We start from the raw sequence: 20,451 nt of genomic DNA on the forward strand, positions 1-20,451 counted from the left end.
CTCGTTCGACGCGTCGATCCTCGAATTCCTGCTCGCGGTCGGCTCGGCGGGCACCCTCGTGATCACGCCGGTCGGCGTGGTCGGCGGCGAGGAGCTGGCCGAGATCATCGTGGGCGAGCGGCTGACCCACGTGTTCCTCACCCCGCTGGTCGCGGCGTCGATGGAACCCGCGGCGCTGGCCGGACTGGAAGCGCTGATCGTCGGTGGCGACAAGGCCCCCGTCGACCTGGTGGCGAACTGGCACAGCGCGGGCACCGACCCGGCGCACCACCGGTTCTACAACGCCTACGGTCCGACCGAGGCGACCATCGCGACCAACCTGTCCGACCCGCTGCTGCCCGGCGACACCATGAACATCGGTGGCCCGATCGCGGGCGCCACCGTGTTCGTGCTCGACAACCGCCTGCGCCCCGTCCCCGAGGGCGTGGCCGGTGAGCTGTACCTGGGCGGCGTCGCCCTGGCCCGCGGCTACCACGCGCGCCCCGGCCTCACCGCCGAGCGTTTCGTGGCCAGCCCGTACGCCGAGGGCGAGCGGCTGTACCGCACCGGTGACGTCGTCGCCTGGCGCACCGTCAACGGCAAGTCCGTCGTGGAGTACGTGGGCCGCAACGACTTCCAGGTGAAGATCCGCGGTTTCCGCATCGAACTGGGCGAGATCGACGCGGTCCTCACCGCGCACGACGACGTCGAGTTCGCCGCCACCATCGGCCGCACCACCGACGCGGGCGCCACCATCCTGGTGTCCTACGTCCGGGCGACCCCCGGCGCGGCCGCCGACCCGGCCGAGCTGGTCGAGTACGCGGCGCAGCAGCTGCCCGCGCACATGGTGCCCGCCGCCGTCATGGTGCTCGACGAGATCCCGCTGACCCCCGCGGGCAAGCTGGATCGTCGCGCGCTGCCCGAGCCGGTGCTCGCCCCGCGCGAGTTCCGCACGCCGACCAGCGAGGTCGAGGCGATCATCGCCACCGTCTTCGCCGAGGTGCTCGGCGTCGACGCCGTCGGCCTGGACGACTCGTTCTTCGCCCTCGGCGGTGACTCGATCCTGTCCATCCAGCTGGTCTCGCGGGCCAAGGACCGCGGCGTGCTGTTCAAGCCGCGCGACGTGTTCGAGAAGCGCAGCGTGGCCGGGCTGGCCGAGATCGCCGTGCTCGCGGGCGACGCCGACCAGATCGTGCTCGAGGAGCTGCCGGGCGGCGGTGTCGGTGACATCCCGATGCTGCCGATCATGCGCCAGATCCTGAGCAGCGGCTCCACCTACGACCGGTTCTCCCAGTCGATGGTGCTGCGCCTGCCGGAGAACCTCACCGACGAGGTCCTGCACGCCACCATCGGCGCGGTCTTCGACCACCACGACGTGCTGCGTTCGCGGGTGGCCGAGGATGCCGAGAAGGGCTGGGTCTTCGAGGCATTGGCGCCCGGCGAGGTCGACGTGGCCGCGCTGGTGCGGCGCGTCGAGGTGGCCGGTGAGATCACCGACGAGCAGCTGTCCAAGCAGGCTTCGGTCGAATACGACGAGGCCATGGGCCGACTCGATCCGGCGAACGCCGCCATGGTGCAGTTCGTCTGGTTCGCCTTCGGCGAGAACCCCGACGGCCCGCGCCGTCGCGACGCGCTGCTCATCGTCGGCCACCACTTCGTGATCGACGGTGTCTCCTGGCGCATCCTGATCCCGGACCTCGGCATGGCCTGGGGCCAGATCGCGGCCGGTCAGCCGGTCGCGCTGCCTGCCAACGGCACCTCCATGCGGCGCTGGGCGCACAGCCTGGTCGAGCAGTCGACCGATCGCCGCGCGGAACTGCCGTTCTGGCGCGAGGTCTCGGCCACGGCCGATCCGCGCCTGGGCGCGCGGGCGTTCGATCCGCGGGTCGACACCTTCGCCACCGTCGACCGGGTGCAGGTCACCCTGTCGCCGGAGGTCACGGATGCGGTGCTCACCGCGATCCCGGGCCTCTACCACGGCGGTGTCAACGACGGTCTGCTCACCGCACTCGCGCTGGCCGTATCGCGTTGGCGCGGTGACGAATCCGGTACCGCGGCGCTGATCAAGCTGGAGGGCCACGGCCGCCAGGAGGAGATCGTCGCCGGTGCCGACCTGTCGCGCACCGTCGGCTGGTTCACCACCGCGTTCCCGGTCCGCCTGGATCTGGCCGGTGCCGATCTCGACGACGCCTTCGCCGGCGGCGCCGTGCTCGGCGAGGTGATCAAGTCGGTCAAGGAGCAGATGCTGGCCGTGCCCGACAAGGGCATCGGCTACGGCATGCTGAAGTATCTGACCACCGAGGGTGCCGATCTGCCGTCCGTCGGCCAGATCAGCTTCAACTACCTCGGTCGCGCGACGGCGGGCGAGATCCCCGCCGAGCTCGCCGAGCTCGGCTGGGTGCCGGTGGCCGACCTGGGCCAGCTCGACGCCGAGATGGACCTGGACATGCCCGCCAACGCGACGCTGGACATCAACGCCATCGTCAACGACGGCGACGAGGGCCCGCAGCTGGGCGCGAACATCGCGTTCCCGACCGGGCTGCTCACCGCCGCCCAGGCCCAGGAGTTCGCCGACCTGTTCGTGGCCGCGCTCACCGCGCTGGCCACCCACGCGCAGCGCGCCGACGCGGGCGGTTTCACCCCGTCCGACATGCCGCTGGTGCGGGTGGAGCAGTCCGATATCGAGCTGTGGGAAGGCGACTACCCGGCGCTGTCGGAGATCTGGCCGCTTTCGCCGCTGCAGGCGGGCCTGATGTTCCACGCCATGCTCAGCTCGGCGACCGTCGACGTCTACACCGTGCAGGCCGTCCTCGACCTGACCGGCACGCTCGACACCGAGCGGCTGCGGCGCGCGGCCCAGGCCGTGCTCGACCGGTACCCGAACCTGCGGACCGCGTTCGTCACCGACTCGGCCGGTCAGCCGGTGCAGGTCGTGATGTCGGAGCTCGAGGTCCCGTGGCGCGAGGTCGACCTGACCGACCTGCCGGAAGCCGAGCGCCTGCCGCGCATGCAGCAGCTGCTGGTCGCCGACCGGGCCAACCAGTTCGACATGGCGACGGCCCCGCTGATCCGCTTCGGCCTGTACAAGACCGACGAGGGCACGTCCCACCTGGCGATCACGGTGCACCACATCCTGATCGACGGCTGGTCCATGCCGCTGCTCATGCGCGACCTGCTGGTTCTCTACGCGGTGCACGGTGACCTCACCGCGCTCCCGCGGGTGGCCTCCTACCGCAACTTCCTGTCCTTCCTCTCGGGCTGGGATCGCGACGTGTCGCTGCGGGTCTGGGCCGAGGCGCTGGCCGGGGTCGAGGGCCCCACCCAGCTGGCGCCCGCGCCGCGCACCGAGGAGCGCTACGAGCTGGGCAAGGTCATCGTCGAGATCGACGCCGACCGCACCAGGGCGCTCGGCAAGTTCGCCGGTGAACTCGGCGTCACCGTGAACACGCTGCTGCAGACCGCGTGGGGCATCGTCGTCGGCCGCCTCACCGGGCGTGACGACGTGGTGTTCGGCGCGACCGTGTCCGGCCGCCCGGCCGAGCTGCCCGGCGTCGAGTCGATGGTCGGCCTGTTCATCAACACCCTGCCGGTGCGGATCCAGATCGACGACCGGATCAGCGCGGAGGAGCTGACCAAGCGGGTGCAGGCCGAGCAGGCCGACCTGCTCAGCCACCACTACGTCGGCCTGTCCGACATCCAGCGGGTGGCCGGCGCCGGTGCCGCGTTCGACACGCTGCTGGTGTTCGAGTCGTACCCGATGGACAAGGACGCCGTCACCGCGGCGAGCTCGATCGACGGCATGCAGGTCACCGGTGTCGGCCTCGACGACGCCACCCACTACCCGCTCACGCTGGTGGTGATGGCCGAGGCCACCATCGAGATCACCATGCGCTACCTGCGCAGCACCTACACCGAGGACGAGGTCCGCACGCTGTCCGCGCGACTGCTGCGGGTCCTCGACGAGCTGCTCGACAACCCGACCGGCCTGGTCGGCGACATCGACATCCTCGACGCGGGTGAACGTGCCCAGCTGCTCGCCGAATCCGGTGTGACCGCGGCGGTCTCGGCCCCGGTCGGCACGGCCGGTGTCGGCGCGCAGACGGTCGCCAAGGTGCTCGCCGAGGTCGTCGAAGCGGACCCGCAGGCCCCCGCCCTGCTCCGCGGCGACAGCGAGATCGCCTACAGCGCACTGGATCGCAAGTCCTCGCAGCTGGCCCGCGTGCTCATCGCGCGCGGTGCGGGCCCCGGCGACATCGTCGCGATCTCGCTGCCGCGCAGCGTGGATTCCGTCCTCGCCGCCTGGGCCATCCAGAAGGCCGGGGCCGCGGTCCTGTTCGCCGGCGAGCTGTCCGGCGTCGAGATCGCCGCGACCGGTGCGGCGTACGGCATCAGCGACGCCCCCGTCGCCGGCGTCGCGGGCGACTGGCTGATCCTGCCCGACGTGGAAGCCGAGATCGCCGCCGCCGCGGCGCATCCCGTCTCCTACGCCGACCGGGTCCGCCCGCTGTCGGAGGACCACCCCGCCTTCGTCCTGGCCGCGGCCGGTGCGACCTCGACGCTCACCCAGAGCGCCGCGCTCGCCCTCGCCGAGTCCCTGCGCGACACCCACGGCGTCGACTACGAAGGCACCACCTTCACCACCCACGCCTCCGGCCCGGCGGCCGTCCAGGAATTCCTGGTCTCCGCCACCGCGGGCGCCCTGTCGGTCCTCCCCGACGGCCCGGTCGCCGACGACCTGACCGACGGCGAGGTCACCCACTGGTTCGTCGCCCCCGGCGACCCGACCGACGCGGCCGACGGCGACATCACGGTAATCGTCGCCGAGTAGCCCCACGCTGCTCGCCTACCCTGTTTCCCCTGGTAGGCGAGCAGCACCGCGCTACGTCGGTCCGGTAGCCGCTAGACTCGAATCGTTCGGCACGAGCGGCGTGCTGTGATTCGGCGAATCGGAGGTGTTCGGATGGCGATGCCACTGCCCCACTCCGATCACTGGACTGCCGCGGATCTCGACCAGATGCCCGATGACGGACTGCGATACGAGGTGTTGAATGGCCAGCTCGTCGTGAACGCGGCGCCCAAACCCAAGCACCAGTGGTTGATCCAGTCGCTGTTTCTGGCATTGCAGCCGGTCGTCCCGGCCGAGATGATCACCCTGCTCGGTACCGGCGTGCTGATCGGCTCCGACGAGCCCATTCCCGACCTGGTGATTGCCGACCGTCCCATCGATATGGATGGTCGAGGCGTACCGGCAGCGCAGGTCCGGGTCGCCGTCGAGGTGGTATCGAAGTCGACGACGTTCCCCGACCGCATGGTGAAGCCGGTGATCTATGCCTCGGCGGGGATCGAGCATTACTGGCGATTCGAGATCAACCCGTTCAAAGGTCAGCTTCCCGGCGAGGCCCTTCCGGTCCTCTTCGCCTACACGCTGGGAGCCGAGGGTGAGTATGTGCCGACTCATCGCGCGTCGGCGGGTAGCCCAGTGACACTGCGCGCACCGTTCGAGGTCACGTTCGACCCTGGTGCGCTGCTCCCGCGCTAGCGTCCGCTGATCTGTTCGCTCCCACCCCCGTGATATCCGGGGCGTGACGTGCTGTCTTTCGTTCCGAAATGCTCGCGACGCGGAACCGGGATATGGTCCGGGTTCGCTACGGGAACGGGAAGGGAGCGGTTGCCATAACGCTTCGGATTTGGCTGAGCAGTGCGGGCGCGGCGACTGTTCAAGTGATGCGGTTACTGCGCGAGAACCCCGACGGTGTGGATGTCACCGTCTATGCCAGCAATGTGGATCCGAGTGCGGCTGCTCTCTCGGTGTGCGATGTATCGGCGATCGAACCTCGGTATGTCGGCAACGAGGAATACGCGCAGTTCGCGCTCGACTTCTGTCGGACGCACCGGATCGATGTCCTCATCCCGCCCCGGCGCCTGGACGCGCTCGCGGGCCGGGCCGCGGACTTCGCCGCGATCGGCACGAGTCTCATGTGTTCGCCGCCCGCGGCGGTGCGGGCGCTGACCAGCAAGGTCCGCACCTACGAGAGTGCCGGGGCGGCGGGCATTCCCGTGCCACCGTGGCGGGAGGCCACCGACGCCGACGAGTTCTACGCCGCCGTCGACGAGCTCTCGCGCGGCGGGGAAACGCTGTGCATCAAGCCCAGCGGCGAGTACTCGGCGTTCGGCTTCCGCATTCTCGACGACCGCCCGCTGACCCTGGCCAGCTTGCGAGTGGCGCCGCGCCCCGTCGCCTCGGTCGAGGCGGTGGCGGGTGCGTTGCGGCGCGCGGCGGAGGAGGGCGAATCCGTGCCCCCGCTGCTCGTCATGCCGTTCCTCGAGGACCCGGAGATCAGCATCGACTGCCTCTCAGCTCCGGGAGGCGAACTCCTGGTGGGCATTCCGCGCGCCAAGCAGGGCCGCTTCCGCATGCTCCTGGACGACCCCGAGGTCGTCGACATCGCCCGCCGTCTGGTCCGCCACTTCGAACTGGCCTACCTGACCAACGTGCAATTGCGCTACCGGGCCGGACAGCCCGTCCTGCTCGAAGCCAACCCCCGCCCCTCGGCGGGCCTGTTCCACACCGCCTTCGCCGACATCAACCTCCCGTGGGCCGCCGTCCGGCTGCTCCTGGAGCGGGATACCGGATTGCGGCGCCCGCCACGCCTCGGCGCCTGCCTCGCCGTCGCCGAAGCGGTCATGGAGGTCACGCCCCACGCGGATCAGGCACCCGACGGGCTTCGCCGGAGCGCCGACCTGGTTCCGGGCTGATCGAGCCACCCGATCGCACGGCGTTCGGAAACGCCGGCGTCCTAGGTGGGCCGGAGCAACTGCTCCAGCCCACCTAGGAGCAGATCGAGCCCGAAGGTGAAATCGGCGATACCGGAATGGGCTCCGTCGATGACGAGCGCGGTCAGGGCATGCATGTAAGGGTGCGTCTCGGTGGGGATGAGGGGTAGGAATCGCTGTGCCGCCGAGGCGTATTCGCTGGGGTCGAGGGGGAAGTTGATGGCTTGCAGGGTGAAGCCGTAGATGTGGCTGTCGAGGGCGTTCCACGCGCGGTCGGCCTGCTCATAGCTGAAGCCCGCGGTGATCAGGCAGGCCAGGGTGGCGTCGATGTAGCGGAGCATGGCGGGGCCGACATTGACGCGGGAGCCGAGCAGGCCGGTGGCCCAGCGGTGCCGGAGCAGGACCTCGTGCGCCGAGGTCGCGCGTTGGCGTAGCTCGGCCCGCCAGTCGCCGTCGGCGCGGGGGACGTAGATCTCGGCGACCACCAGGTCGACGATGCCGTCGAGCAGGTCCTCCTTGTTGGCGACGTGGTTGTACAGCGACATCGCCTCCACACCGACCGCCTTGGCGAGCTTGCGCATCGACAGTGCGTCCAGGCCCTCCTGATCGGCGAGGCCGATCGCGGCGCGCAGGACTCGTTCCCTGGTCAACGGGGTGCGTGGCATGCGGCTCCTGACTCATTCCTTGACCCACTTACGGCGTAAGCGTACCGTCTGAACCATCAGACTTACGCTGTAAGTGCGAAATGAGGGACGGCATGACCGAGGTGGATACAGCGTCGATGACCGCGTGGGTAGCTCCCCGGTACGGCGGGAGCGAGGTGCTGCGGACCGAGCGCGTGCCGCGCCCGGCGGCGGGTCCGCGCGAGGTGGTGGTCCGGGTGCGGGCGGCCTCGCTGTGCAGCGGGGACCTGCATCTGCTCACCGGGACCCCATATCTGCTGCGGCTCGGGTTCGGGCTGCGCAGGCCCAAGCATCGGATGATCGGGCAGAACCTCGCGGGCGAGGTGGTCGGAGTCGGTGAGCTGGTCACCGAATTCCAGGTGGGTGACCGGGTTTTCGGTGTCGTGCCGAGTGGTGCCTTCGCCGAATACGCGACCGCCGATGTCGATGCGATCGCCACCGTGCCCGCCGCGATGAGTATGGAAGAGGCCGCGGCGATACCGGATTCGGGCATGACGGCCTTGCAGGGTCTGCGCGACATCGGCGAAGTCGCACCGGGACACCGGGTTCTGATCAACGGCGCGTCCGGCGGGGTGGGCAGTTTCGCGGTGCAGATCGCGAAGGCGCTCGGGGCGCACGTGACCGCGGTGTGCAGTACCCGGCACCTCGAGATGGTGCGCGGCATCGGCGCGGATGTCGTGATCGATTACACCGCCGAGGATTTCACCGACACGGACGTGCCGTACGACGTGCTCTTCGATCTGGCGGGCAACCGCGGACTCCGCGAATGCCGCCGGGTGCTGACGGCGGATGGCGTGTTCATCTCCTCCGCCGCCGCACCCGGCGACAACTGGTTCGGCCCCGTGCGCCGGCTCGGCGAGGTGGTGCTGACCGACCTGTTCGTCCGTCAAACGCTGAAGGCGCTGCTCATGCGCCCCGCGGCGGCCGACCTGCGCTATCTCGCCGGCCTGGCCGCCGACGGAGCGCTGCGCCCGGTGATCGAGCGCCGCCTGCCGCTGTCGGACGCGGCGGCCGCCGTCGAGATCTTCGCGCGGGGGCACGCCTCGGGGAAGACCGTCCTCACCGCACCGTGAGAGCGGGCGCTCAGGCGTCGGTGGTGAACAGCGCGGACAGGTCGAGCGTGTGCGCCATGGCCGCGGCGCCCGCGTCGTTGAGGTGCATGCCGTCGCCACTGTCGAACTCGGGGCGGAGGAAGTCGGGCCGCTCCGGGTCGGCCACCGCGCGGTCGACGTCGAAGACCGAGTCGAAGAGATCGCTGGTTCGCAGCCAGTCGTTGACGGCGTGCCGGGTCGGCTGGGTTTCCAGCAGTGGCATCCCGGGGAAGACGCAGCCGGCGTAGGGGCCGATGGTGGCGACGTGCAGGCGCAGACCGGCCGCGTGCACGCGCTCGGCGAGCTCGGTGAAACCGGCGATCAGCTGCGCGGTGGTGGCGGAGGGCTGGCCGCCCATCGCGCCGAGGATCAGGTCGTTGATGCCGAAGTTCACCAGGATGTCGGTGACGCCGGGCACCTGAATGGCGTCGGAATCCAGGCGCGCCAAGCCGGATTCGCCGATCTCGTGCGCGGTGAGCCGATTGCCCGCGATGCCGTTGTTGACCACCCAGCCCCGGGTCAGGCGCGCGTTGACGACGTCGACGGAACGGCGGTTGGCGCTGAGCGTGGTGCCGACACCTTCGAACCAGGAGTCGCCGAACGCCACCGCGACCGGGGTCTGCGCCGAGGTGAGCACGTCGACACCGGTGACGAAGAACCGGAACGGAACCTCCTGCGCGCCGGGCAGTTCCACGTCGGCGGTGCGGTCGCCCGCCGCGAGGTAGGCGATCTCGCCGGGCTGGTGGGAGAACGTGGCCGGGCCGGTCGGTCCGGGCAGGTACAGGCTGAGCAGCAAGTCATCGCCCGCGGCGACGGCCAGTTCGAGCGGATCGCTCACCAGCTCGGCGCCGGGCTCGATGACCGTGATCGGCGCGCCGTCGAAGCGGACCTCGACGTCGGCGGTGATCGCCGAACCCTCCTTGCGCGCGGCCAGGCGCGCGCCGCCGATCACCAGCGGCGCCGACCCGTACCGATTGGTCAGGCGGACCCGCACCGCGTCGCCGCCGCCCGCCATGTGCAGCACCTGCCGCACCGTCTCGTCACTGAACGATCGCGATTCGGCGAGCTTGATCTGCTCGTCCGGGCTGATGACACCCGACCGGAATCCGGCGACCCACGTCTGCTGCATGACCACTCCATTAGTTGCTGCGAGGAATATTGCGTAGACATAGGTTTACCCCGAAGTATTCCTCGTGTCAACTATCCGCATGGCAAGCATCGGCTAGGGTGGTCGCATGCACGAACTGTTCGACGACCCCCGGCTGACCGTCTCCGGCCTGCTCTTCGAGGCCGGTAGCGGAGTGATCGCGAAGGTCGAACCGACCTGGAACGCGCACGGCGTCTCCGGCCTCGACCTCAACGCCCTCATGCGGTTGAGCCGCTCGCCGAACCGCCGCCTGCGCATGTCCGACCTGGCCGCCCAGACGGCGCTGTCGACCAGCGGCGTCACCCGCTTGGTCGACCGCCTGGCCAAGGCGGGCCTCGTCGAACGGCAACTCGATCCCACCGACCGCCGCAGTGCCTACGCGGTCCTGACCTCGGCGGGGGCGAGCCGTCTCGAAGAAGTCCTCCCGGACTACCTCGACGCGCTGGAGACCTGGCTCACCGGCCTGCTCACGCCGGACCAGCTCGACGGGCTGGTCACCGGCCTGCGCATCATCCGCGACGCCACCAACCCCTCGGCCACGGCCATCGCCGACCAGCCACCCCGGACCTGAGCCGGCGTCAGTCGGCGAGTTCGCCGGTGGTGCGCCAGGAGTGGCGTTCGGCGGCGAACGCGTCGGCTTGCACGGCGCGGAAATCGGTGATGGCGGCGGCGTTCTCGGTCAGGAAGGCGCGGTAGTCGGCCAGGCGGAACTCGCCGTCCTCGGTCGCGACGTCGACCTTTCCCGCGGCGAAGTCGGCACGGAGGTCGAGCAGCTCGTCGGGCTCGACCGGATGCCAGCGGATACGGTCGAAATACCGGAGCAGCCACGGTGTTTCGGGGTCGGTGGCGAAACGATCGACGCCGGGCCCGGCAGTGCCGGTGGGCCGGGCGCGATGGTTCCAGACCTGGGTGGTGCGGCCGACGAACTGGTAGCCGCCGGGTCCCTCCATGCCGTAGATGCACAGGTACGCGCCGCCGATGCCGACCGCGTTCTCGGGCGTCCAGGTGCGGGCGGGGTTGTACTTGGTCGTGACCAGCCGGTGGCGGGGATCGGTGGGCGTGGCGACCGGGGCACCCAGGTAGACATCACCCAGGCCGAGGACCAGGTATTCGGCGTCGAAGACGGTGCGGTAGACATCGTCCACCGAGTCCAGGCCGTTCATGCGGCGGATGAACTCGATGTTCCACGGGCACCACGGAGCGTCGGCGCGGACACCGTGCATGTAGCGGGTGATCGCCTCGCGGGTGGCGGGATCGTCCCAGGAGAGCGGGAGGTGCACGGTGCGGCTCGGGACGACCAGCTGATCCGAATTCGGCAGTTGCGCTTCGGCTTCGGCGAGCAGGTCCAGCAGCCGGGCGACCGGGAGGACGGCCGGGTCGACCCGGATCTGCAGGGAGCGGATGCCCGGGGTGAGTTCGACGACCCCGCGCGGTCCGGCCGCGATCAGGTGCTGGTGCAGGGCATGGACCCGCGCGCGCAGGCCGAGATCCAAAGTGAGCGTGCCGTATTCGACCAGGACGCCGTCATCGCCCTGGCGGCGATAGGTCACGCCGGTCTCGTCGTCGACCGCGGTGCGGCGCAGGATGCCGTCGTCGCCGTCGCGCCCGGCCGAGAGGACGGTGCCGAACGACGCCCGGCGGCGCGCGCCGAGTTCGCCTGCGGGGGCGGCGTGTTCGGCGCGAACGGGGACGAAGCGGACCTTGTCGCCCGGGGTGAGCTGGCCGAGCTTCCAGCGATCGGCCGCGACCACCGTCACCGGGCAGACGAAGCCGCCCAGGCTGGGGCCGTCGGGGCCGAGCAGGATCGGGGTGTCGCCGGTGAAGTCGAGCGCGCCGATCGAGTAGGCGTTGTCGTGGATGTTCGACGGGTGCAGGCCCGCCTCGCCGCCGTCGGTGCGGGCCCACTCCGGCTTCGGGCCGATCAGGCGCACGCCGGTGCGGTCGGAGTTGAAGTGCACCTCGTAGTCGGTGCCGATGATGGTGTCGAAGTCGGCGCGGGTGAAGAACTCCGGCGCGCCGTGCGGTCCCTCGGTGACGGCCAGCTCCCAGCGGTGCCCGAAGGCGGGGATGTCGGCCATCGGGACCGCCGGGGCGAGGCGGGTCCCCGGTGCGCCCAGCGTCAGCGACTCGTCGGCGCGCAGCGCCGCGCCGGTGCCGCCGCCGAACTTACCTAGGGTGAAAGTCGCGGCGCTGCCGAGGAATTGCTCGACCTCGATACCGCCGGCCACCAGGACGTAGGTGCGCATGCCGGGGCCGCGGATGGCGCCGACGTCGAGGACGCCGCCCGCCGGTACCTCGACGGTGCGCCACTGCTCGACCGGCTGTCCGTCGACCCGCACGTCGGCGACCGCGCCGGTGACACACACCCACGTCGACTCGCTGAAGCGCAGCGCGGGCCCACCGAGGGTGCATTCGAGCCCCGCCGCGCCCTCCGCGTTGCCGAGCACCCGATTGCCGAGCCGGAACGACAGATCGTCCATCGGGCCGGACGGCGGAACACCGATGTGCCAGTAGCCGATTCGACCCGGCCAGTCCTGCACGGTCGTTTGCATACCGGGGCGGAGGACCTGCAGGGACCGAGTGCCCGCGGGCTGCGCGACGGGGCCGACTTCGGCTGGGCGCGTGCCGGTAGGGGCGGCCACGGGAGTGTGGCGCTCCGGGGTGACCGAGGGGAGTGCGGTGTCGACCATGGCGGATCGGGTGTCGGTGAGACTCATCGGGTCACCACCATGCGGACCGGCGTCGGGTCGAAACCGTTGCAGGGGTTGTTGATCTGCGGGCAGTTGGAGACCAGCACGAGGGTGTCGACCTCGGCGCGCAGGGTGATCTTCTTGTCCGGCGCCGACAGCCCGTCGACGATGCCGAGCGTGCCGTCGGCCTCGACCGGGACATTCATGAACCAGTTGATGTTGGACACCAGATCCCGCTTGCCCAGGCCCCATTCGAGCGCGGCGGTGAGGAAGTTCTCCACGCAGGCGTGCTGGTGGCGGGTGTGGTGGCCGTAGCGCAGGGTGTTGGATTCCTGCGAGCAGGCACCGGCGATGGTGTCGTGGTTGCCGACCTCGTCGGCGACCACCGTCATCAGCGGGGTGCCCGCCTCGGTCAGCAGGACGCTGCCGGTGGTGAGGAAGATACTGCGCTGCGCGGCGATCGTGGCCTGGGCGCTGTAGCGATCGGTGCGGTCGGCGGCGGAGTAGAGCAGGCAGTCGACGGCCTGGTTGCCGTGCAGGTCGATGATCTCGAGCTGATCGCCCGCGCGGACGATCGCCGACCACGGCGCCTGGGCGGGGACGGTCTCGTCGAGGACGACGGTGCGGGTGGTCGCCGTGCTCATGCCAGAACCTCCGAGGTCGATGCGGCCGCCCAGGCGGCTTCGGTGTTGTCCACGGCCCGTCGGTACTCGGGGTCGTCGTTGGGGATGGTGGCGAGCTCGGCCGGGGCGGACCAGGCGAGCAGGTCGAGGTCGCCGGTGGGCCGATCGTCGAGCGGGTGCGCGGCATTGGCGACCAGCAGCGTCACCGGGAGGTGGATCAGCAGGTCGACCGCGGCGCCTGCGGGGGCGTTGCCGGTCGGGACGAGAGCGCCGTCGGCCTCGACCCGGACGCCACGGAACAGCGAGACCGACGGGCCGATGTCGCGGGGCTCCAGCCCCTGCTTGGCCCCGGCCAGGTGCAGCTGGTGGCGGCCCTCGGCGCTCGGTCCGCACAGTGTGTCGTGGTGGCCGGACGAATCGGCGAGGACGGTGGCGAGCACCCGGCCCTGATCGGACAGCAGGGGGTGGCCCGCGCTCAGGTAGGCCTGCCACGGCACCTTCACGGTGTCGGCGACATTGAGCCGCTCCCACGGTGATTCGGCGCGCAGCAGGAACAGATGCGCGCAGGCGGTGCCGGACGGATCGGCCAGCCGGACCCGAGTGCCCCGGCCCAGCACCACATTCGCGTAGCCGCCGGCGGGGATGCGCTGCGCGAGCACGACCGTGGCAGGATCGACCCCGGCGGGCGTCTCCGGCCGCGCGATCGTGGCCGTGGCGGCCTGAGCGCGTGCGTGCGCTCTGGCACCGTCGGTGGACTGAGTACTCGTCATCGTGATCTCCTCGGCGAGCGATGGGCGGGAACGGATCGATCGGGCACGGCCTTCATGCCGTGTCCTCGGCGCCGCGATTCCCGGTCGAATCGCGGCGCCTGCGCGAATTACGCGGTAGCGGGGACGGTTTCGGAGCGGGGGAGTTCGTCCTTGGTGGCCACCACGAAGCGGTAGACGACGGCGCCGACGGTGAGGATCACCGCGACCGACAGCGGACCGGCCCACAGCTGCCACCAGCTGCCGCCCGCCGGGGTGTAGACCTCCGGGCGCGGCCACGCCAGGTTGATCACCATCGCGATGCCCCAGACCACCGCGAGCGCGTTGATCGGGACGCCCCAGCGGCCCAGGGTGAACAGCGTCGGATCGTCCACGGCGGGCAGGCCCTTGATCCGGCGCACCAACAGCGGCACGGTGACCAGCAGGTACGCCAGGTACAGGCTGACGATGCAGACGCTGGCCAGGGTGGCGAAGATGGCCGGGTTGCCCAGGTTGAGCACCAGCAGGCCGATGCCGAGCGCGCCGATCACCACGGCGGGCCACACCGGGGTGCCGAAGCGCGGGTGCACGGTCGACAGGGCCTTGGAGAAGGGCAGCTTGCCGTCGCGGGCCATCGAGAACATCAGGCGCGAGCCGGCCGTCTGGATGGCCAGGGTGCACACGATCACCGCGACCGCGACACAGCCGAGCAGGACCGATCCGGCGGGACTGTTCAGCTTCGCGGTGATGACGTAAGCCAGTCCGCCCGAAGCCAATTCACCGTCGGACAGGCTGGGCGCGGCCATCAGCGCGCCGAGCAGCATGAGCCCGCCACCCAGCGCCGACACCGACAGGGCGAGCAGAATCGTGCGCGGGGCGACCCGGCGCGGGTTCTTGGTCTCCTCGGAGAGCTCACCGGCGGAGTCGAAGCCGACCATCACGTACGCGGCCATCAGACCGGAGACCAGGAACGCCGCCCAGTACGGGCCGGGGGCGGCCTGGTCGGTCTGCAGGACCACACCCGGGCCGCGCTCGGTGCCGGTGAAGAACAGCGCGATGATCGCCAGCACGCCGACGATCTCCACGGTGACGCCGATCGAGTTGATCTTCGACATCAGGTCGATGCCGATCACGTTGATCGTGGTGGTGACCACCAGCAGCACGCTGCCGAGCAGCACCGCGTTCATCGCGCCGTCGCGGGAGGTCAGCGCGGTATCGGTGCCGATGAACTGGAATCCGCTCCAGATCGTCGGCAGCACCACCTGCAGGGCGATGGCGGCCGCGGCGGCCGTGACGACCTGCGCGATCACCATCATCCAGCCGGCGAACCAGCCGATCAGCCCGCCCGCCAGGCGGCGCGACCACTGATAGATACAGCCGGAGATCGGATACCGGGCGGCCAGTTCGGCGAAGTTCAGCGCCACCAGGAACTGGCCGGCGAAGACCAGCGGCCAGGTCCAGAAGAACGCGGCGCCGCCGAACGAATAGCCGAAGCCGAAGAACTGGAAGATCGTGGTGAGGATGGAGACGAACGAGAACCCTGCCGCGAAGGACGCGTAGCGCCCGAGCTTGCGGTGCAGGACCGGTTGGTAGCCGAATGCGGCGAGATCGGCGCTGTCGCGGCCGGTGTCGGGCGGAACAGCAGCGGTATCGAGTGTCGTGGCCATGTCGGTGTCCTTCGGCGGTGCGGCCAAATATCTATCAGTCGATAGTTTTGCGCGCGCGATCGCTCGAACGGTGTCGTGCGTGTATCGGCTGTGCGGCCCGCGGTAACTTCTGCGTTGCCCACGTTTCTATCGAGTGACAGGAATTCGACCGACCGGCATCGTCCCTGGTGAGGTGCCCGCTGCGGCCCAGGTCGGGGCCCGGTGACAGAATCTTGGGGTGGCAAACCTCGGTCCCGGGCGTCCCCGGCTGGAACAGCGGCGTAGGCAGGGGACGACGCCGCGCGCGGAGATCCTCGACGCGGCGGCGGAACTGTTCACCACCAAGGGCTATGCCAATACCTCCACCAGGGCGGTGGCCGACGCGGTCGGGATCAGGCAGGCCTCGCTGTATCACCACTTCGCCGCCAAGGACGACATCCTCGACGCGCTGCTCGCCGAAACCGTCGCGGGCCCGGTCGAGCTGGCGCAGCGGATGGGCGCCGAACCCGCCGACGCCGCGACCCAGCTCTACGCGCTGGCCCTGTTCGACGTGCGCCAATTACGCGCCGCGCGCTGGAATCTCGGCGCGCTGTACCTGCTGCCGGAGCTGCGCACCGAACGTTTCGCCACCTTCCGCCGCCGCCGCGACGACCTGCGCGAGCACTACGAACGCCTCGCGGCCGAATCCGCCGCGGCGACAGGGCGATCCGACGACGCGCGGATCCTGCCGTTCCGGCTGGTCGAGACGGTGATCGGCATCCGGTCCGATGCCGGGACGGCGGGCGAGGACACCGAGCGCGTGATCCCGGACGCGATCATGCGCATCGTCGGACACCCGGGGGACACCGCGCCGGTGCGCGCGGCGGCCGAGGAACTGCTCACCCGGCTGGCCACCGACCCGCCTGAGTGAATGTGCCTCGACAGCTAGGGCGGAACCTGACCTAGCTGGCTCCTATCGTTGTCTTCATGAGCGACGACATCCAGCGATTCCGCCTCGACATTCCGCAACAGCAGCTCGACGACCTGCGTAATCGGCTCGACAGCGCGCGCTGGCCCGCCGCGCTGCCCGGCGACGACTGGGACACCGGTGTGCCGACCCACTACCTGCGTGAGCTCGTCGACTACTGGCGCACCGATTACGACTGGCGCGCCGAGGAAGCGAAACTCGATGCGTACGACCAGTTCACGACCGTGATCGACGGACAGCGCATCCACTTCCTGCACGTGCGCTCGGCGGAACCCGATGCGGTGCCGCTGCTGCTGACGCACGGCTGGCCCGGCTCGGTCGCCGAATTCCTGGACCTGATCGGCCCGCTGACCGACCCCGGGGCACACGGCGGCGACCCCGCCGACGCCTTCCACGTGGTGATCCCGGCACTGCCCGGCTTCGGGTTCTCCGGACCGGTCACCGAGGGTGGGTGGACCGTGCGCCGGATCGCGCGCGCGTGGGTCGAGCTGATGACCCGGCTCGGATACCAGCGCTTCGGGGTGCAGGGCGGCGATATCGGCGCGGCGGTGAGCCCGGAGGTGGGGCGGGTGGCGCCGGATCGGGTGATCGGCGTGCACGTCAACGGTGGCGCGGGCGCGTTCCCGCAGCTGCCGCTGTCCGACGAGGTCGTGGCGAGCCTGACCGAGCTCGAACGCGACCGCCTCCGGCGGATCGAGGCGTTCATGAACGAGGAGTTCGGCTACATCGCCGTGCAGTCCACCCGCCCGCAGACCCTCGCCTACGGGCTGGTCGACTCGCCGATCGGGCAGCTGGCCTGGCTCCTGGACAAGTTCCGGGAGTGGACGCACCCGCGCGAGACGCTGCCCGACAAGATCATCGATCGGGATCGGCTGCTGACCAACGCGATGATCTACTGGCTCACCGGCACCGCGGGGTCCGCGGGCTATGTCGGCTACGCGCAGCCCGGGGAATGGGGTGTGGTGCCGGAGAATTCGGGCGTGCCGACCGGTGTGCTCGTGTTCGCCCACGATGTGGCGATCCGCCGCTTCGACGAGGCGGAGAACACCATCGTCCGCTGGAACGACGTCGATCGGGGCGGGCACTTCGCCGCGCTGGAGGAACCGGAACTGCTCACCACCGACATCCGTGAGTTCTTCCGCACGCTGCGTTGATCATTCGCCGGATCAGCGCGATGTCGGTGGTGCGATCTGCCAGTGCTGGTTCAGCGCGCCCGCGATCTCGGGCAGCACGGTGACCGGGATCCGCTTGGCGCGCAAGATCTCCCGGATCTCGGTGACCTGCTCGCGTTTGCGCATGTCGTAGGCGCCGGCGACCGGGCGCACCACCGGCGGGATGGACAGCAGGACCAGCTCGTCGGCCGAGCCGCCGTTCAGGTCCAGCGCCAGTGCCCAGCGGGACCGCTCGTCGAGGGTGAAGCGCCCGGCGACGACGCGATCCCACGGCACGGTCGCCGAGCGGAACGGCGTCCTGGCGTAGATGGCGTGCTCGGTGAGCTCGACGACATCGCGCACGAACAGCGCCGCGCCCGCCGCCACCCCGGCGATCGCGCCGACGAGCAGGCCGGTGATCACCCGGTTCACCCCGAACATCGCCACGAACAGCCCGATGACACCGGTGGTGACCAGCACCCCGATCAGGCAGTAGAACAGGCTCCGACCAGCGGGCACGACACCGGCACGCACGACCGCCATGCGAAACCTCCCTCTCACGAACTCGCGGCCCACCCTAGCGGGGTGGGCCGCGCCGGGTTCACGACCCGAGCGATACCGCCGCCTCGGAGGTCTCGACGAGGAAGGTGAACGTCTCCTGGAAGTACAGCTGCACCGTTTCCGCGTCGTGGCTGAGGTAACCGATCGACAGGTCTTGACCCAGCGCCAGCTCGAAGTCGCCGCCACGGGTGGTGAGCGCGAAACCGCCGGTGATCGCGGGCGCCCAGATGATCTCGCCGTCGATCAGTCGCTCGATATGGGTGCGGATCGGGTGACCGTGATCGGAGGTCTCGCTGACCTGCGTGTACAGCTCGGCGCTGAGCACCACCGAGTACGGGCCCTGCACACCGGCCAGGCGCAACCCGGTGAGCGCGTGCGAGATCGCGTCGGGGATGTCGACGACATTGCTCGGCAGCGCGACGGGGTCGTTGGAGGCGGCCTCGCGGATGCCGGTGATGCCCGCGGCGGCGTAGCTCTCGAAGATCGCGCGGTCCTCGGCGAAGGCGATCTTCTGGGCGGCGGCCTTGAGGCTGTCGAAGTCGGCGTCGCCCGCGCCGCGCTCGATGTCGTCGAGTTCGCTGCGCTTCAGGGTGAACGGCACCCGCAGTTCCACCAGCGGCTGTACCACGCGCTGGTGGGCGACGACACCGTCGTCGGGCGAGGAGATCGCGGTCAACCTGCCGCGGTTGAGCGCCGAGTAGGCCACGCCGTGCGGACCCGAGACGTCGACGACCCGGCGTCCGGCGATATTCCGCTTGAACGTGCGGGTGGCTTCCTCTTCGATCTGCGCCCAGGCTTCGCCGGTGATCGGCGCGAGTTCGCGATGCAGGTTGTTCATTCAGATACTCCTTTTCATCGAGCCGATGGCGAGCGAACCGTCCGAACCGGAAGCGGCGGCGTCGGCCCGTTCCACAGGGGTGAACACGGGCAGCGAATCGGAAATTTCTTCGGTGGCAACGGAGTCGGGGGCATCCGGCAGGTCGTCGAGGAAATCGACGGTGGGCGTGAAGAACAGCGTGCCGGTGACCGCGAAGGAGAAGTCCAGGATGCGGTCGTAGGCCGCCTCGCCGGTGCCGAGGAACATCCGTTCCAGCATGCGCTCGGTGACGCTCGGGGTGGCGGCGTAGGCGATGTAGTAGGTGCCGAACTCGCCCTGGCCGACGGTGCCGAACGGCATGTTGGCGCGCACGATCTGGCGTTCGGTGCCGTCGGGGTCGATCAGGGTGTTCACCGCGACATGGGAATTGGCCGGCTTGATGTCGTCGGGCAGTTCGTAGTCGCCGAGCTTGGTGCGCCCGATCACCCGTTCCTGCTCCTCGATCGAGAGCGCCTCCCACTGGTCGAGCGGGTGGGTGTACTTCTGCACGATGACGTAGCTACCGCCGGCGAAGTCGGGGTCCTCGTCGCCGATCAGCGCCGCCGAGGCGGCCGCGCCGCCCTCGGGATTCTCGGTGCCGTCGACGAAGCCGAGCAGGTCGCGCTGCTTGAAGTACCGGAAGCCGACCGTCTCGTCGACGATGGTGGCGGCGCCGCGCAGGCGGTTGCCGATCGCCATGGCGAGTTCGAAACAGGCGCCCTGGGTTTCGCCCTTGATGTGGAACAGCAGGTCGCCCGGGGTGGTCGGCGCGCTGTGGATCGGCCCGTTGTAGCCGGGGAATTCGTGCAGCTCAACGGGTTTGGGTCCGGCGAAGAGCCGGTCCCAGGCTGTCGAGCCGATCGAGGTGACGCAGGTCAGGCCCTCGCCGGGCACCCGGAAACCCACCGAACGGCGCAAACCGGAGATATTCGACAAGAGGTCGCGGACCGCCGACTCGCCGCCCTCGTCGATGGTGGCGACGAGGAAGATGGCGGCCGGCGTGAGCGGTTCGAGGATCGGCTGTGGCTCACCCATGCCGTCCAGAGTAGAGCGCCGCGCGGACAGGTTCGCGGCACGCCCTGGCGTGTCAGCGACCCTCAGGCAACCCTTATTTGGCGACTGTCAGCAGAAACGCCACGTCATCGATGGCTTTGACGCTGTGCCGGGCGCGCGGGACCACGATGAGATCGCCCGCCGAACCCTTCCACTCGTCGGTGCCCGCGATCAGCACCAGCGTGCCGCTGAGAACCTGGATGGTGGCGTCGCCCGCGTTGTCGTGCTCGGCCAGGCTCTGGCCCTCGGTCAACGCGACGACGGTCTGGCGCAGCGCATGGGTGTGGCCGCCGATGACGGTCTGCGAACTCCGGCCACTCGTCGAGGTGGCCGCCAGCTTGAGCTGTTGGCGGGCCACCGCGGTCAGCGATTTCTTGTCCATGGCATAGCGCCTTTCGCAGGCTCTCGCGGGGCTTGGTATCTGGGAGTATGCCCGAGACCGTGCCCGCGGTCGGGCGTTTTGCCAGACCGTTAGCCAGGCGTT

The 20,451-nt window shown here is 69.9% G+C and carries 17 protein-coding genes (1 of these 17 only partly in view); 7 read left to right on the forward strand and 10 right to left on the reverse strand.

The annotated features are described in order from the left end of the window. From ACFVW6_RS04270 to ACFVW6_RS04280, 3 genes are all read left to right on the forward strand, one after another. Positions 1-4,807: the 3' portion of a non-ribosomal peptide synthase/polyketide synthase gene (locus ACFVW6_RS04270; RefSeq protein WP_378823752.1), read on the forward strand. The gene continues 38,870 nt to the left of window position 1, outside the view; only the last 4,807 of its 43,677 coding nucleotides appear in the window; the start codon falls outside the window, past its left edge; the stop codon is at positions 4,805-4,807. Between the two features lie 132 nt (positions 4,808-4,939). Continuing rightward, positions 4,940-5,518 carry a Uma2 family endonuclease gene (locus tag ACFVW6_RS04275; protein ID WP_378823751.1) on the forward strand — a complete coding sequence of 193 codons (579 nt, stop codon included), beginning with the start codon at positions 4,940-4,942 and terminating at the stop codon, positions 5,516-5,518. Positions 5,519-5,610: 92 nt separating this feature from the next. Continuing rightward, a complete protein-coding gene (locus tag ACFVW6_RS04280; RefSeq protein ID WP_387790713.1) occupies positions 5,611-6,735 on the forward strand; it encodes an ATP-grasp domain-containing protein in 1,125 nt (374 codons plus the stop codon). A gap of 41 nt (positions 6,736-6,776) precedes the next feature. Here ACFVW6_RS04280 and ACFVW6_RS04285 read toward each other — a convergent pair whose 3' ends face one another. Further along, complete coding sequence (locus ACFVW6_RS04285; protein ID WP_378823748.1) at positions 6,777-7,418, reverse strand: TetR/AcrR family transcriptional regulator C-terminal domain-containing protein; 642 nt, start codon at positions 7,416-7,418, stop codon at positions 6,777-6,779. Positions 7,419-7,510: 92 nt separating this feature from the next. Here ACFVW6_RS04285 and ACFVW6_RS04290 point away from each other — a divergent pair, with 92 nt between their 5' ends. Further along, complete coding sequence (locus tag ACFVW6_RS04290; protein WP_378823746.1) at positions 7,511-8,509, forward strand: NAD(P)-dependent alcohol dehydrogenase; 999 nt, start codon at positions 7,511-7,513, stop codon at positions 8,507-8,509. A 10-nt stretch (positions 8,510-8,519) separates the two neighbouring features. Here the strand turns inward: ACFVW6_RS04290 and ACFVW6_RS04295 are convergent, their stop codons facing one another. Further along, positions 8,520-9,656, reverse strand: a complete 1,137-nt coding sequence (locus ACFVW6_RS04295) for a GDSL-type esterase/lipase family protein (protein ID WP_378823744.1) — start codon at positions 9,654-9,656, stop codon at positions 8,520-8,522. Positions 9,657-9,762: 106 nt separating this feature from the next. On the opposite strand from ACFVW6_RS04295, the gene ACFVW6_RS04300 reads away from it, so the two are divergent. Then, positions 9,763-10,245: a MarR family winged helix-turn-helix transcriptional regulator gene (locus ACFVW6_RS04300; protein WP_378823742.1), complete on the forward strand. Its 483-nt coding sequence runs from the start codon at positions 9,763-9,765 to the stop codon at positions 10,243-10,245. 7 nt (positions 10,246-10,252) lie between these two features. Here ACFVW6_RS04300 and ACFVW6_RS04305 read toward each other — a convergent pair whose 3' ends face one another. The 4 genes from ACFVW6_RS04305 to ACFVW6_RS04320 form a co-directional block, all read right to left on the reverse strand. Continuing rightward, positions 10,253-12,226 carry a 5-oxoprolinase/urea amidolyase family protein gene (locus ACFVW6_RS04305; protein WP_378825585.1) on the reverse strand — a complete coding sequence of 658 codons (1,974 nt, stop codon included), beginning with the start codon at positions 12,224-12,226 and terminating at the stop codon, positions 10,253-10,255. Between the two features lie 161 nt (positions 12,227-12,387). Next, positions 12,388-13,008 carry an urea amidolyase associated protein UAAP2 gene (locus tag ACFVW6_RS04310; protein WP_378823740.1) on the reverse strand — a complete coding sequence of 207 codons (621 nt, stop codon included), beginning with the start codon at positions 13,006-13,008 and terminating at the stop codon, positions 12,388-12,390. Further along, positions 13,005-13,757, reverse strand: a complete 753-nt coding sequence (locus ACFVW6_RS04315) for a DUF1989 domain-containing protein (protein WP_378823738.1) — start codon at positions 13,755-13,757, stop codon at positions 13,005-13,007. The genes ACFVW6_RS04310 and ACFVW6_RS04315 overlap by 4 nt, the downstream gene beginning before the upstream one ends. Before the next feature lie 107 nt (positions 13,758-13,864). Continuing rightward, entirely contained in the window at positions 13,865-15,400 is a 1,536-nt protein-coding gene (locus ACFVW6_RS04320) for an amino acid permease (protein ID WP_378823736.1), read from the reverse strand. 217 nt (positions 15,401-15,617) lie between these two features. On the opposite strand from ACFVW6_RS04320, the gene ACFVW6_RS04325 reads away from it, so the two are divergent. Next, on the forward strand, positions 15,618-16,289 hold the full coding sequence (locus ACFVW6_RS04325; protein ID WP_378823735.1) for a TetR/AcrR family transcriptional regulator: 672 nt from the start codon (positions 15,618-15,620) through the stop codon (positions 16,287-16,289). A gap of 56 nt (positions 16,290-16,345) precedes the next feature. After that, complete coding sequence (locus ACFVW6_RS04330) at positions 16,346-17,500, forward strand: epoxide hydrolase family protein (RefSeq protein WP_378823733.1); 1,155 nt, start codon at positions 16,346-16,348, stop codon at positions 17,498-17,500. 12 nt (positions 17,501-17,512) lie between these two features. Here the strand turns inward: ACFVW6_RS04330 and ACFVW6_RS04335 are convergent, their stop codons facing one another. From ACFVW6_RS04335 to ACFVW6_RS04350, 4 genes are all read right to left on the reverse strand, one after another. Beyond that, on the reverse strand, positions 17,513-18,040 hold the full coding sequence (locus ACFVW6_RS04335) for a hypothetical protein (protein ID WP_355273593.1): 528 nt from the start codon (positions 18,038-18,040) through the stop codon (positions 17,513-17,515). 58 nt (positions 18,041-18,098) lie between these two features. Beyond that, positions 18,099-18,896: a family 1 encapsulin nanocompartment shell protein gene (locus ACFVW6_RS04340; protein ID WP_378823730.1), complete on the reverse strand. Its 798-nt coding sequence runs from the start codon at positions 18,894-18,896 to the stop codon at positions 18,099-18,101. Then, positions 18,897-19,949, reverse strand: a complete 1,053-nt coding sequence (locus ACFVW6_RS04345; protein WP_378823728.1) for a Dyp-type peroxidase — start codon at positions 19,947-19,949, stop codon at positions 18,897-18,899. A gap of 73 nt (positions 19,950-20,022) precedes the next feature. Then, a complete protein-coding gene (locus ACFVW6_RS04350; protein ID WP_355273587.1) occupies positions 20,023-20,349 on the reverse strand; it encodes a cupin domain-containing protein in 327 nt (108 codons plus the stop codon). Between the last annotated feature and the right edge of the window lie 102 nt (positions 20,350-20,451).

The organism is Nocardia sp. NPDC058244, from assembly GCF_042882065.1.
Classification (GTDB): domain Bacteria; phylum Actinomycetota; class Actinomycetes; order Mycobacteriales; family Mycobacteriaceae; genus Nocardia.

Coding starts and splice junctions, on each gene's coding strand:
- ACFVW6_RS04275 (WP_378823751.1), top strand. CDS start 4,940: ATGGCGATGCCACTGCCCCACTCCGATCACTGGACTGCCGCGGATCTC.
- ACFVW6_RS04280 (WP_387790713.1), top strand. CDS start 5,611: ATGGTCCGGGTTCGCTACGGGAACGGGAAGGGAGCGGTTGCCATAACG.
- ACFVW6_RS04285 (WP_378823748.1), bottom strand. CDS start 7,418: ATGCCACGCACCCCGTTGACCAGGGAACGAGTCCTGCGCGCCGCGATC.
- ACFVW6_RS04290 (WP_378823746.1), top strand. CDS start 7,511: ATGACCGAGGTGGATACAGCGTCGATGACCGCGTGGGTAGCTCCCCGG.
- ACFVW6_RS04295 (WP_378823744.1), bottom strand. CDS start 9,656: ATGCAGCAGACGTGGGTCGCCGGATTCCGGTCGGGTGTCATCAGCCCG.
- ACFVW6_RS04300 (WP_378823742.1), top strand. CDS start 9,763: ATGCACGAACTGTTCGACGACCCCCGGCTGACCGTCTCCGGCCTGCTC.
- ACFVW6_RS04305 (WP_378825585.1), bottom strand. CDS start 12,226: ATGCAAACGACCGTGCAGGACTGGCCGGGTCGAATCGGCTACTGGCAC.
- ACFVW6_RS04310 (WP_378823740.1), bottom strand. CDS start 13,008: ATGAGCACGGCGACCACCCGCACCGTCGTCCTCGACGAGACCGTCCCC.
- ACFVW6_RS04315 (WP_378823738.1), bottom strand. CDS start 13,757: ATGACGAGTACTCAGTCCACCGACGGTGCCAGAGCGCACGCACGCGCT.
- ACFVW6_RS04320 (WP_378823736.1), bottom strand. CDS start 15,400: ATGGCCACGACACTCGATACCGCTGCTGTTCCGCCCGACACCGGCCGC.
- ACFVW6_RS04330 (WP_378823733.1), top strand. CDS start 16,346: ATGAGCGACGACATCCAGCGATTCCGCCTCGACATTCCGCAACAGCAG.
- ACFVW6_RS04335 (WP_355273593.1), bottom strand. CDS start 18,040: ATGGCGGTCGTGCGTGCCGGTGTCGTGCCCGCTGGTCGGAGCCTGTTC.
- ACFVW6_RS04340 (WP_378823730.1), bottom strand. CDS start 18,896: ATGAACAACCTGCATCGCGAACTCGCGCCGATCACCGGCGAAGCCTGG.
- ACFVW6_RS04345 (WP_378823728.1), bottom strand. CDS start 19,949: ATGGGTGAGCCACAGCCGATCCTCGAACCGCTCACGCCGGCCGCCATC.
- ACFVW6_RS04350 (WP_355273587.1), bottom strand. CDS start 20,349: ATGGACAAGAAATCGCTGACCGCGGTGGCCCGCCAACAGCTCAAGCTG.